Origin of the sequence: Rhodopseudomonas sp. AAP120 (assembly GCF_001295845.1) — a bacterium.
Classification (GTDB): Bacteria; Pseudomonadota; Alphaproteobacteria; order Rhizobiales; family Xanthobacteraceae; genus Rhodopseudomonas.
The window spans coordinates 1-13,093 of sequence record NZ_LJIC01000168.1; the positions used below are offsets into that span (position 1 = coordinate 1).

9 protein-coding genes and 1 tRNA gene are annotated in these 13,093 nt (G+C 66.7%); 3 read left to right on the forward strand and 7 right to left on the reverse strand.

Annotated elements, in window-relative coordinates:
- Positions 1–353: 353 nt before the first annotated feature.
- A complete protein-coding gene (locus IP86_RS23455; RefSeq protein ID WP_054164851.1) occupies positions 354–1,229 on the reverse strand; it encodes a DMT family transporter in 876 nt (291 codons plus the stop codon).
- Between the two features lie 73 nt (positions 1,230–1,302).
- Positions 1,303–1,749, reverse strand: coding sequence for a hypothetical protein (locus IP86_RS23460; RefSeq protein ID WP_054164852.1), 447 nt, complete (start codon positions 1,747–1,749; stop codon positions 1,303–1,305).
- A 222-nt stretch (positions 1,750–1,971) separates the two neighbouring features.
- On the opposite strand from IP86_RS23460, the gene IP86_RS23465 reads away from it, so the two are divergent.
- Positions 1,972–2,048 (forward strand) — tRNA-Arg (locus IP86_RS23465).
- A gap of 34 nt (positions 2,049–2,082) precedes the next feature.
- Here IP86_RS23465 and IP86_RS23470 read toward each other — a convergent pair.
- Positions 2,083–2,955: a cysteine hydrolase family protein gene (locus IP86_RS23470; RefSeq protein ID WP_197279962.1), complete on the reverse strand. Its 873-nt coding sequence runs from the start codon at positions 2,953–2,955 to the stop codon at positions 2,083–2,085.
- Positions 2,956–3,283: 328 nt separating this feature from the next.
- On the opposite strand from IP86_RS23470, the gene IP86_RS23475 reads away from it, so the two are divergent.
- Positions 3,284–5,299: a methyl-accepting chemotaxis protein gene (locus tag IP86_RS23475; RefSeq protein ID WP_054164853.1), complete on the forward strand. Its 2,016-nt coding sequence runs from the start codon at positions 3,284–3,286 to the stop codon at positions 5,297–5,299.
- A gap of 292 nt (positions 5,300–5,591) precedes the next feature.
- Positions 5,592–5,942 (forward strand): GrlR family regulatory protein, encoded by a 351-nt coding sequence (locus tag IP86_RS23480; protein ID WP_054164854.1) that lies wholly within the window; start codon positions 5,592–5,594, stop codon positions 5,940–5,942.
- Positions 5,943–6,021: 79 nt separating this feature from the next.
- On the opposite strand, the gene IP86_RS23485 is transcribed toward IP86_RS23480, so the two are convergent.
- From IP86_RS23485 to IP86_RS23500, 4 genes are all read right to left on the reverse strand, one after another.
- The gene (locus tag IP86_RS23485) at positions 6,022–7,662 is read right to left on the reverse strand and encodes a GMC family oxidoreductase (protein ID WP_082364226.1); all 1,641 of its coding nucleotides are present in this window, start codon (positions 7,660–7,662) and stop codon (positions 6,022–6,024) included.
- Positions 7,663–7,672: 10 nt separating this feature from the next.
- Entirely contained in the window at positions 7,673–9,112 is a 1,440-nt protein-coding gene (locus IP86_RS23490; protein ID WP_197279963.1) for an aldehyde dehydrogenase family protein, read from the reverse strand.
- Between the two features lie 131 nt (positions 9,113–9,243).
- Positions 9,244–10,227 carry a helix-turn-helix domain-containing protein gene (locus tag IP86_RS23495; protein WP_054164855.1) on the reverse strand — a complete coding sequence of 328 codons (984 nt, stop codon included), beginning with the start codon at positions 10,225–10,227 and terminating at the stop codon, positions 9,244–9,246.
- Positions 10,228–10,326: 99 nt separating this feature from the next.
- Positions 10,327–13,032, reverse strand: a complete 2,706-nt coding sequence (locus IP86_RS23500; RefSeq protein ID WP_054164856.1) for a PAS domain S-box protein — start codon at positions 13,030–13,032, stop codon at positions 10,327–10,329.
- Positions 13,033–13,093: the final 61 nt, after the last annotated feature.

Here is a 13,093-nt window from a genome sequence, read left to right on the forward strand (position 1 = left end):
CGCCGCGGTGGGCGCGCCGCAAGGCGTTGCGCGATGGTCCGCAAAGCCATCGCGAACCTCACCACCTTTGCGCCACGCGGCGCGCCCCCACCCCTCGCTGTGAAGCGACGGGTGCACAACTCGGGCTCATTGGAGCCGCGAGAACGTAGTGGCGTGGCTGTTTGACAATTGAAGCGAAGGTTAGAGGGAAGCACAGCGCTTACCTCACCCTCTGACGTCATCGCCCGACTTGATCGGGCGACCCAGTATCCCAGAGCGCTGGCTGGTCCGCTGTGCCGTTATCACGAACGCTCTGGGATACTGGATCCTCCGCTTTCGCGGAGGATGACGGCAAATCCTGGGTGCCTGCCCCGCTACACCCGCGTGCGGTTCACCAGGAACACCGCGGCGGCACAGATCGCCATGCCGGCAATCGCCACCGCGTCGAGGCGCTCGTCGAACAGCACGAAGGCCATCAGCGCGGTCACGGCCGGCACCAGGTAGAACAGGCTCGCCACCGAGGTCGCGGCCGAGCGGCGGATCAGCCAGTACAGCAGGCCGATCGAGCCGATGGACAGCACCAGCGCCAGCCAGGTCAGCGCCAGCACGAACTCCGCGGTCCAGCGCACCTCGCGGGTCTCGAACAGCAGCGCGCCGAGACCGAACAGCGCCATCGCGGCGAGGAATTGAATGATGTTGCCGGCGCGCCAGTCGATGCCGCTGCAGAACCGCTTCTGGTACAGCGTGCCGAGCGTGATGCTGATCAGCGAGCAGCCCGACGCCAGCCAGCCCCAGCCGGCGTCGCCACTGATCGTGCGGTTGTGCATGATCATCAGCACGCCGCCGAGCCCCAGCGCCAGACCGAGCCATTGCGGCGGGGTGACGCGCTCGCCGAGCCAGCGATTGGCCAGCGTCGAGGTCAGGATCGGCTGCAGCCCGGGGATCAGCGCCGACAGCCCGGCCGGCACCGAATGCGCGATCGCGATCGCGGTGCCGGCGAGATAGACGCCGTGCACCAGCAGCCCCGCGACCACGCTGTGACCGATCCCGGCGAGGTTCGGCCAGCGCGGCCGGGCGATCAGCGCGATGACCGCCATCAGCGCCACGACCAGGATCATCCGCAGCGTCAGATAGGTCAGCGGCTCGGCGCCGCTCAGCGCATATTTGGTGCCGACGAATCCGGTGCTCCACAGCACCACGAAAATGGCCGGCGCCGCGCGCGCGGCCAGATGGTCGGTGGACGTTGTCATTGCGGGTCCTGAGTGCCCGATCGGCGGACGCGCCGCAATGGCCAAATGCGTCAACGCGACGCAGCATCCCGGATCAGAAATCCTCGGGGCACGGGTCGACGATCTTCCACAGCTCGGTGCCGTTCTTGATCTTCTTCATCTCGTTGGTGAGGCCGCCGTTGCGGCGGATCCAGTCCTTCACCGGCTGCGGATAATAGCTCATCAGCTCGTCGGTGCCCTCGGAGCTGTTGACCTTGATGCCGAAAGTGAAGGCCTTGTCGTAATAGGCGAGATGGAAGCCCAGGCTGGCGCGCGGCGTGACGCAGATCTTGTTCAGCGGCACGATGCCGAACACCATGGTGCAGGCCGAATTGCAGATGCCGTCGATGATGACCCGCTCGCGGCGGTCGCGGATGCGCTCGTATTTGGCCTTGTACTCGGTGACATAGCCGCCGTGGTCGCGGGTGATGCGCAGATCGGCACGCGCCGGCGACACCATCAGCACCAGGGGGAGCAGCAGCGACGGAAGCAGTCTTCGCATGGACAATCGGCAATCGGGATGTCGAAGGACAGGACGACGGCGGCCCGGCGCCATCTGGCCGACACTCTGGCTTCACAATGTTTGCAATTCGTTAAGCATCGCATTCCGGCGAAAACATGGGCGAGCGAAACCTGGGCAATTCCGGCCTGCCCCCTGTAAATTCCCGCGGAAATGCTGTAATCGGCCCGTTGTCCCACCGCAGCGCGGCCGCGGACAGCCCAGGCGCTCGTAGCTCAGCTGGATAGAGCATCGGATTTCGATTCCGAGGGTCGGAGGTTCGAATCCTTCCGAGCGCGCCATCTGCCCGCCCATGGATCGGCCGGCTCGCAGCTTTCAGCTCAGAAACGCCTCCGAAGTCGTCAGCACGAGCCCCCGCGCGGCCATGTCGGCGAGGAACTGGTCGGCGATGGCCGGGAAATCCGGCGAGCCCGGCGACGGCGGCACCGGCGACATGCAGTCGGTCAGCAGGTGGATCTTGGACACATGCGGCTCGCCGATGTGGTCGACCAGCTGGCGCACGGTGGCGGCGACGCAGTGCGACGACGCCTCGCCCGCAACGGCGATGAGATCGGCCTGCTGCAGCGCCGCGACCAGGCCGCGGTTGAGCTGCGTTGCCGGATCGGCCGGATCGGGCACTTCGGCGAGCAGCGCCCCGTAGTGTTCGGTGAAGGTGTTGAGGCCCTTGGCGACGAAGTCGGTCGGAACGCCGTGCGCGCGCTCCCAGGCCGCCAGCGCGCCGCGCAGGGTGTCGGCGACGTTGTGGCCCCAGCTCCCGACCAGGCAGTGCTCCGGCCACACCATCAGCACGAACTTGCCGGCGCGCTCCAGCTCGGCCGTGTAGTCGAGCATCCGCGGCCGCCACTCCGGCCGGCGCGGCGACCAGGCGCCGGATTCGACGTCGGCATGGGTGATCAACGTGAACGGCGGCGGCGCCGCCCCGGCGGCATCGCGCCAGAACGCCGGATGGGCGACGTCGATGACGCGGTGGGAATCCAACGTGACGTGAATCCGACCGAGCCGCCCGCCGAGCCGCTCGATCATCGCGGCGACCCGCGCCATGTCGGCCAGCGCCCCGGGCACCGGCAGCGTCGAGCGGAAGCGCGTGCCGTCCGGCAGCGCAAGGCCGACCGGATCCCCCTCGCCCGCCCGGATGTCCATGAAGTCGTTCTGCGGATCGATCACGACCAGATGCGTTGCCAGGCTCAACGTGGATGCCCTCCCTGCGCACGCCTTGCACGATCACCGAACTTCGACGATCGCACCCGGCTGGTCAATTGCCGACGCTCCACATGACATTGCCTCGCATGATCACGAGGTCGCGGTAGACGGCGGGCGCGACGTTGCGCCGCAGACGGTGCCAACGGGTCCGCGACCCACGACATCTACGTAGTTCGCCGGGAGCAACGCTAACAGCCGACTACTTTGATAGCTGAACTCACTGGTAATCATACGCAGCCCTGTTTTCATGTTTCGCTAATCGAATGAACCGAAATTGTAACAGTACGGACGTCCCCGGATTCGAGGTCACAACTCCATGAAATTCGACCGCATTGGTAACAAGCTCGGACTCGCCGGCCTGATCGGCGTGCTGCTCAGCGGCGGCATGCTGGTCAACCAGATCGTCGCCGAACGCAAGATCGACGCGGCCAACACTTTGGCGGCGGGCCAGCAATACATCAACGAGCACACGCTGGAAGCCAACATCGCGCTGCGGCGGATGCAACTCGCGGTGCGCGACATCGGGCTCGCCAAATCCATTCCGGACGTCGACAAAGCCGCGGCAGTGCTGGCGGAGATGACCGCGCGGATCAACAAGGAGCTCGCCGGCGCAACGCAGCGGACGGTCATTCCAGAGAACAAGACCCGCCTCGAGAAGATCAGCGGGCTTGCCAGGGACTACGAGACGCTGGCGGCCGCACAGGTCGCAACGATCAAGCAGATCTTCGATATCACGGCGAAGCGCAACGCCGCCTCTGCCGAGTGGGGGAAATCGTTCGACGCCCTGCGCGCCTCGCCTTCGATTGCGGGGCGGCTCGAGATCGAGAAGACGCTGCTCGAAGCCGACACGAATTTCAACGCGGTTCGTGCCGCGGCTTGGCGGTTCACCGCGACCGGAGAAGATGGCCAGCGAAAGCTGGTCGACGTTCGATCAAAGGACGTCACCGACGCGCTATCGCGCTTGAAGACCCTTGCGAACGATCGCTCGCTCAGCGCAGCTGCGGATCAACTGTCGACCGACGTCGCCTCTTTCCTCAGCCTGACCAACGAGGTGCTCAAGGCGGAAGTCACCAAGATGGAGCAGGCTGCGAGCCTGCTGGCGACGGCTAATCAGTCAGCGGGACTGATGCGGGACGCGGTCGATGAATCGAGCAAGAACTATCTCAACGCCAAGGCGAGCGCAGATGAAGAACTCACGCAGGCCAACCGTGTCAGCTTCGCTGTGGCCGTCGCCGTGATGCTCGCGCTGATCGGCTCGGTGATCTTCACCTTCCTCGGCGTCGCCCGTCCGCTGACGCGGCTGAACGGCGCGCTGGGACGCATTGCGGCCGGCGAAGCCAATGCCGAGATTCCCGGCGCGACCCGCGGCGACGAAGTCGGCGACATCGCCAAGACCGTGGTGATCATCGGCAAGAACGCCGAGCAGAAGGCCCGCGAAGAGGCCGAGGCTCAGGCCAAGCAGGAGCAGATCGCGGCGCAGCGCCGCAAGGCCGAAATGATCCAGCTCGCCGACAGCTTCGAAGCCGCGGTCGGCGAGATCGTCGAGACGGTGTCGTCGGCCTCGACCGAACTCGAAGCCTCGGCCTCGACATTGACCGCGACCGCCGAACGCGCCCAGGAGCTGACCACGATGGTGGCGGCGGCGTCCGAGGAAGCCTCGACCAACGTGCAGTCGGTGGCCTCGGCGACCGAGGAACTGTCCTCCTCGGTCAACGAGATCAGCCGCCAGGTGCAGGATTCCGCCCGCATGGCAAACGATGCCGTCAGCCAGGCCCGCGTCACCAATGACCGAGTCAGCGAGCTGACCCAGGCGGCGGCGCGGATCGGCGACGTGGTCGAACTGATCAATCAGATCGCCGGCCAGACCAACCTGCTCGCGCTCAACGCCACGATCGAGGCGGCGCGCGCCGGCGAAGCGGGCCGCGGCTTCGCGGTGGTGGCCTCGGAAGTGAAAGCCCTCGCCGAGCAGACCGCGAAGGCGACCGGCGACATCAGTCAGCAGATCTCCAGCATCCAGAGCGCGACGCAGGAGTCGGTCGGTGCGATCCGCGAGATCAGCGGCACCATCGAGAAACTCTCCGAGATCGCTTCGACCATCGCCTCGGCGGTGGAAGAACAGGGCGCGGCGACGCAGGAAATCTCCCGCAACGTCCAGCAGGCCGCGCAAGGCACCCAGCAGGTCTCCGCCAACATCAACGACGTGCAGCGCGGCGCCAGCGAGACCGGCTCGGCCTCGTCGCAGGTGCTCACCGCCGCGCAGTCGCTGTCCGGCGACAGCAACCGCCTCAAGACGGAAGTCGGACGCTTCCTCAGCACCGTGCGGGCCGCTTAGTTCCGCGGCCGTCGCATCGCCGAGAGTCGCATCGCCAAGACAAGGCCCGGCGCATCCAGCGTCGGGCCTTGTGCCGTTCATCGTCGGCAATGCCCCCGAACCATGCGACGGGATTTGAACCGTTGCGGGCCGTCATCGCGACTGATCACCGCGATCGCGCGGCGTGCTCGGTCCGGTCGCAGCGCAGCAAAGGCTTCGCGCGCTCCTGCCGCGTTGACGGCTACGAACGAGCTTTGGCATAATTTCACAACTGCTGGATGCTGCCGAACCTGGCGGTGGCGTGGGAGACGCGATGAGGAATGGCCTGTATTCGATCCACGCCGATCTGCTGGACGGCCGTTCCGGCAAAGGCAGTGGCGTGGCGGTGTTCCTGAACGGCAGGATTTTGGGCGGCGACGCCTATTTGTACTACACCGGCAGCTACGTGACGTCCGGCAGCACCTTCAAGGGCGAAGTCACCGTCAGCCAGCACACGCCGAGCCCGGACGAAAGTCCGCTGTTCGGCGGCCAGAAGGAACCGGTCGGCATCGGCGTGTCCGGCACCTGGACCGACACGTCCGCGACCATGCAAGGCACCGCGCTGGTCGGCAAGTCGAGCCAGCTGTTCAAGGCGACCCTGCGCTGGCTCGCGCCGGCGGATTGACGGCGTCCGGCGACGGCAGCCGATGCGGCCGCTGTTCGTGCGATTCCAATCGCACGAACAGGCCCTTCCCTGCGCGCGGTCAGCCGAGCGCGGCCTTGATCATGTCTGAGGCCTTCTCGGCGATCATGATCGTCGGCGCATTGGTGTTGCCGGTCGTGACCTCCGGAATGATCGAGGCATCGACCACGCGCAGCCCGGCGACGCCGTGAACCCGCAGATGCGGATCGACCACTGCCATCTTGTCGGTGCCCATTTTGCAGGTGCCGCACTGGTGGTGATAGGACATCACCGCCGAGCGCGCGTAATCGGCGAGCTGCTTGTCGGTCTTGGCGGCGGGTCCCGGATAGATCTCGCGCTTGATCCAGGCCTTCAGCGCCGGCTGCTCCGCGACCTTGCGCAGCATCTTCACACAGGTCACCAGCGTGGCGACGTCGTAGTCGGTGGCCAGCACGTTGATGTCGAGTTCGATATCCGCCGCCGGATCAGCGGAGGTCAACCGGACTTCGCCGCGCGAGGTCGGCTTGACGCCGCCGGCGTTGAAGGTGAAGGCGTTCTTCACCGAGGCGTCCTGCTCCGGCGCGTAGTACGGCGCGAACAGGCCGAGCGGCTGCATGTCCGGCTCGGGCCGATCCGGCGAGGTCTTGGCGAACAGCTGCACGTGCAGCGGCGTCACGCCCATGTTGTTGGGCGGCGGCACCGGCTTGGAGGCTTCCCACGTCACAGGCAGCAGCGTGTGGTCGTGGAGGTTCTGACCGACGCCCGGCAGATCCTTCTTCACCGTAATCCCGAGCTTCTCAAGCTGCGCGCGCGGACCGATGCCGGACAGCATCAGAATGCGCGGGCTCTCGATCGCGCCTCCCGAGACGATCACCTCGCGGGTCGCGGTGACCGTGTGCATACCGCCCTGCTGCATATAGGTGACGCCCGTTGCGCGGCCGTTTTCGATCTCGACCTTGTGGACCCGCGCATTGGTGATCAGCGTCAGATTGGGCCGTTCGAGCGCCGGCCGCAGGAACGCCACGGCGGTGGACTGGCGCAGGCCGTCGCGGGTGTTGAGATCGCAGAAGCCGACGCCGATCTGGCTCGGCCCGTTGCAATCGGGGTTGTACGGATGGCCGGCCTGCACGGCGGCTTCCATCATCGCGACGTTGACCGGATGCGGCCGCACTTCCGACGTCACATGCAGCAGCCCGCCCTTGGCGTGATACTCGGACGGCTCGCCATCATAATCCTCGGACTTGAGGAAATACGGCAGCACGCTCTTCCAATCCCAGCCGTCATTGCCCCACTTCGCCCAGCGATCGTAATCGGTCGGCGCGCCGCGCACATAGATCATGCCGTTGAGCGACGACGACCCGCCGAGCGTCTTGCCGCGCGGCCAGTACAGGCGGCGGTTGTTGGCATGCTTCTGCGGCGTCGTCCAATACGCCCAGTCGTAAGGCGAATTCCACAGTTCGATGACGCGGATCGGCGTCGAGATCTTCTCGCTGTCGTCCGGCCCGCCCGCCTCGATCAGCAGCACGCGTGCGCCGTTCTCGGTCAGGCGATTGGCAAGCACGCAGCCGGCGCTGCCGGCGCCGCAAATGATGTAGTCGTAGCTCGCATCCAGTGCTTCGGCGGTGTTGATCGACGCGCCGGGAAGTCCGCCGGTGACGGTGAGAACGCCGGCCGCGACGGCGGTGCGGCCGATGAATTGGCGACGGTTCATCTTGTCGGTCATGACGCTGCCCTCAGGAGATGACGATCTGGAGATCGGTGTATTCGTGCAGCCCGTCCTGGGCGAACTCGACGCCGAGGCCGGACATCTTGGTGCCGCCGAACGGCGCGTCGGGACGGATCATGCCGTGCTGATTGATCCACGCCGTGCCGCATTCGAGCCGCGCCGCCACACCGCGCGCCTTCTGCGGATCGGCCGACCAGACCGATCCGCCGAGACCTGCAGGATTGGCGTTGGCGGCGGCGATCGCCTCCTCGACATCGGTGAATTTGATGATCGGCAGCACCGGGCCGAACTGCTCGTGATCGACCAGCGGATCGCCGTTCTCGAGATCCGCGATCAGCGTCGGCGGGAAGAACAGGCCTTCGCCGGGCGTGCCGCCGATCAGCACGCGCCCTTTGGTCTTGGCGCTCTCGACCAATGCGACCACCTTGTCGAACTGCATCTTGTTGGAGATCGGCCCGAGCATCGTGCCGTCGTCGAGACCATTACCGACGCGGACGTTGGCAACAAACGCGGTCAGCGCCTCGCAGACGGCGTCGTAGACGTCGGCGTGGACATACAGCCGCTTCAGTGCCGCGCAAGTCTGGCCGGCGTTGATGAAGGCGCCCCAGAACAAACCTTCGGCGATCGCCTGCGGATCGACGTCGTTCAGCACGATGCCGGCGTCGTTGCCGCCGAGTTCGAGCGTCAGCCGCTTCAGCGTGTCGGCGGCGGAGCGCATGATGTGCTGGCCGGTCGCCGTCGACCCGGTGAAGACGATCTTGCGGATGCCCGCGTGCGCCGACATCGCGGCGCCGAGATTGCCGGCGCCGTCGCTGCCGGTGACGATATTGACGACACCCGGCGGCAGCACCTCGTTCATCAGCGCGACCAGCCGCAGCGTCGACAGCGGCGTGAACGGCGACGGTTTCGACACCACGGTGCAGCCGGAGCGGATCGCCGGCAGGATGTGCCAGACCGCAATCAGCATCGGCCAATTCCACGGGGTGATCGAGCCGACGACGCCGAGCGGCTTGCGCACCTTCTCGACATGCCCGCCCTCGCCCGACGCCAGCACTTCGGGCGCCAGCGACAGGGTCGAGGTGTAGCGACTCCAGCCGACGGCGCCCTGCACTTCGAACATCGAGCCGATGCCGGCGAGCGGCTTGCCTTGCTCCAGCGTGATGAGCCGCGCCAATTCCTCGGCATGTGCCTCGATGCGGTCGGCGATCGCCAGACACGCTGCGGCACGGACGGAGTCGTCGGCGGCCGACCAGCTTCTGAACGCGTCCGCGGCCGCGGCGACGGCAGCGTCGAGGTCGGACGGCTCGGCCTCCGGCGCGTAGCCGACGATTTCGCCGGTGGCCGGATTCAACACGGCGAAACTGCTGCCGGTCACCACGGCTTGGCCGCCAATCATCATCGGAAACAGCGGCCCGTCGAGCGCGCTTTGCTGGATCTGCTGGTTCATGGCTCCCCTTCTCCGGTTTGATGCGCCGGAGAAGTTAGGACCACCGCGCCGCCCGAGACATCGACCGAAGCGACCGACCTTTGGGACTGAAGCGACGCGCGCGCGTCAGAGCTGCCGAATGGCCGCAGCGATCAACGCCGTTCGCCCGGCGCCGCGCCGAAATGCCGACGGTAGGCGCGGTAGAAGAACGACAGATCGTTGAAGCCGGAGCTGTAGGCGATCTCGCTGACGGTCAGCGCCTGATCATTCAGGATCCGGCGGCGCGCCCGTTCCAGCCGCGTCGTCAGAATCTGCTCGCGCGCACTGTCGCCGTGACGGGCGAAGCTGCGCTGCAACTGCCGGGGGCTGATCCCGAGCTCGCGACAGATCTCGCCGGCTCCGAACGCCGGATCGCTCGCGTGCCGATGAATGATGCACAGCGCCTCGTCGTACAGCCGATCATGGGTGTCGCGCGAGGCGTAGCCGCCGGTCCTGGCTTCGAGCAATGCGCTCGCGAGCACAGCGAACAGCGCCTCGTGCAGATGCGTGGACGCGTCGTCCTCGATCCGGCCACTGGCGCCGCCCGCATCCGAAGCGTGCGTAGTCCCGGCATCGGCGATCTGCCGCGCCAGGCGCAGCATCAGGACCTTCAACGCCACCGCGAAGCCGCTGTCGCCCCGGATCAGGGTCGGTCCATCGAGCAGCTTGCCCAATCGGCCCATCCCCTCGCTGCGCGCGATATGCAGCGAGATCTGCTCGGCGTCGTCTCCGGCGAAGCTGAAGCGGCTCGGCCGCGTCGCGTCACTGACGAAGATGTCGCGCGGCCGCAGCAGCGCGGTCGCGCCGCCCTGAGTCATCTCGGCCGAGCCGGAGCATTGCATCGTCAGCACGAAGTGATCGACAAAGTCGGCGCGGATCTGAGCTGCGGTACGCTCGACCTCGACGCCGGCGAGGCGCACATAGGCGAGCTCCGCGCCCGCTTCGCCGCGCAGCAGGCCCGTCCGGGCCGCGAACGGAAACTCGCCGCCTTGCCCCGCCCGCGCGGTCCGCACCGTATAGGCGCCACAGACCTGCCTGACGCCGCTCTGAAAGGATTCGACCGTGCGATGGGGCTGAGGTGCGAACGCGGACTGCATCGACGGCTCCGGCTCTTGGATTGAGGCATGGAGAACCGCGAAGCAAGAACCCTGCCATTGCCGGAGATTTGTGCAGGCGGGCAGCCCACCGAGACGCGTTCAGGCGCGCGCACTCGCGACGGGTGCGTCGTCGACCTCGCGCGGCGCCGCCCGCGGCAGGATCATCTGGATCCGCGTCCCATTGCCGGGCTCGGACACCAGCTCGAGCCGACCGCCGAGGCGATTGGTGACGATGCTGTAGACGATGTGCAGGCCAAGGCCGGTGCCGCCCTGATCGCGCCGCGTCGTGAAGAACGGATCGAACGCCCGCCGCCGCACGTCGAGGCTCATGCCGCAGCCGTCGTCCGAATACAGAATCTCGACGGCGTTCGGACCCGCGGCGCGCACCACGATTTCGACCGTCCCAGGACGACCATCGGGAAACGCGTGCGCGACCGAATTCAGGAACAGGTTGGTGAGCACCTGCCCGTACGGTCCGGGATACGAGTTCATCGCCAGGCCCGGCTCGCACTGCACGTTCAACGTCAGGTTCTGCTTGCGCAGGCCCGGCCGCAAGCTCATCACCACCTGCTCGGTCAGGTCGCCGAGATCGAAGATCCGCTGATCGGAGTAGTTGCGGTCCGCGGCGACCTGCTTGAACGACTGGATCAGTTCGGCGGCGCGGTTGAGATTGGCGACGAGCTGCGCCGAGGCATCTCGCGTGCTGGACAGGAATTCGTTGAGCCGCGAGCGTTTAAGCTCGCCGCGCTCGACTTCAGCGACGAACACCGCGGCCTTGCGGTCGAGCGCCGACGCCACCGTCAGACTGATGCCGACCGGATTGTTGACCTCGTGGGCGACGCCCGCGACCAGCCGCCCGAGCGCCGCCAGCTTTTCGGCTTCGATCAGCGATTGCTGGGTCTCGCGCAGATTGCGTAGCGCGGCTTCCGCGGCGTCCTTGGCCTGGCGCATCTCGAGCTCGCCGCGCTTGCGCTCGCCGATGTCGAGCGCGACCGTCACGATGCGCTCGATCCGCCCTTCGGCATCCTTCAGCGGCATCTTGTTGACCAGCCACTGCCGCATCGCGCCGCTGACGTCGCGATACTCTTCCTCGTAGAAGCCGAGCCCTTCGCCGGTTGCCAGCACCTTCTTGTCGTTGGCGTCGGTCTTGTGCGAACCGTAGCGCGACATCAGGTCGGCGGTGGTGCGGCCGATCGCGTCTCGCGGATCGACGCCGAAGATGGTCGCCATATAGCGGTTCATCAGTAGATAGCGCAGTTCGGTGTCCTTGACGTTGATCACCGCCGGCACCGTGTCGATCACCTGTTGCAGCAGCCGGCGGCCCTCGGCCACCGCGGTTTCGGCCCGTTTCTGATCGGTGATGTCGCGGACCGCGCCCTCGTAGCGCACCACCGTGCCGGTCTCGTCGCGGATCGCGCTGGCGCTGTCCGACAGCCACAGCACTTCGCCGTTGCGCTTGCGGGCCTGGTACTCGAACTCGCGCACCATGCCGTCGCGTTCCATCAGTTCGCGATATTCGTCGCGCTTGCTCGGCTCCACGTAAATATTCCCGGCGATGTCGGCCGCTCCGCGCATCAAGTCCGCCGGCGTTTCGTACCCCATCATCCGCGCCAGCGCCGGATTGGCGTTGAGCAGAGCGCCCTCCGGCGTGGTGACGTAGATGCCGTCGATCGAGCCCTCGAACAACTTGCGATAGCTCTCCTCCGCCAGCCGCTGCTCGGCCAGCGCCCGCACCGCGGCCTCGCGGGCGGTGTCGGCTTCCACCAGCGTGCGCCGAAACACCTCGGCGGCCCGCGCGATGTCGCCGATCTCGTTCTTGAGATCGGTCGCCGGGATCGCGGTGTATTGCTGACCGGCCGCGAGCGAACGGATCGCCGCGGTGATCGCAGTCAGCGGTCCCACCGTTCGCCGCACCACGAAGGCCGCGGCCATCAGACCGACCAGCACGCCGGCGGAGCCGAGCACGATGCTCTGCCACTTGTCTTCCGTCAGCGTTCTGGCGAGATCGCGCGACAGCACCCGGCCGCGGCGCGCGCTGACGTCGCGCAGCAATTCGGTCACCCGCGCGATCAGCCGCCCTTCGCTGCCGAGCACGTTGCGATCCAGCGTCGCGATCTCCTGCTCCACCGCGGTCGTCGAGATGATCACATCGGCATAATCACGGACTGCGGTTGCGGCGGCCGGGTCGGGAATCGGAATGGCCCGCATCCGCCGCGCCGCTTCGCCGGCGCCGGGCAGATCCCGCGACAACAGCGCCGCGGCGATCTTGCTGTGCTCGCCGTGCAGCGCCGCCGCCAGCGTGCGATCGCGCAGGCCGGTGACGACCGCCTCGAACGCATCGCGGAGCGGCGGTACGCTGGCGATCATCTCGGCCCGGCGCGGCATCAGCGCGGTGATGCGTTCGAGGCCGTCGCGATAATTGCCGAGCCGCGCGGTGACGCCGTCGATCATTTCCTGCTGGTCGGCGTCGATCTCGAGCCGGGTTTTCTTCAGCAGTTCGGTCAGCGCCGAAGCGGCTTCGAACACCTTGCCGGCAGGCTGCGCGCTGGGCTCACTCACCACCTGGCGGGCCGCGAAGCGCAGCTCGCTCATCCGGCGCTCGATCTCCTCGGCGAGATCGCCGACAATCTGCAACCGCTGCAATTCGCCGAAGGTATTGTCGATATGGCGGATGGCGACGACGCTGCCGACGCTGGTCATCGTGATGATGGTCAGCAGCAGCAGGAAGCTGCCGAACGTCATCTGCCGGATCGAGAGCGTGCGCGACCTCACGCTCTGGATGAACGCTGAAATGGCGTTGGGCATGATGGCGAAACCGCTGCTCCCGTCCGGCGACTATCCCACAAAGTCGCCCCGAAGGGTACAG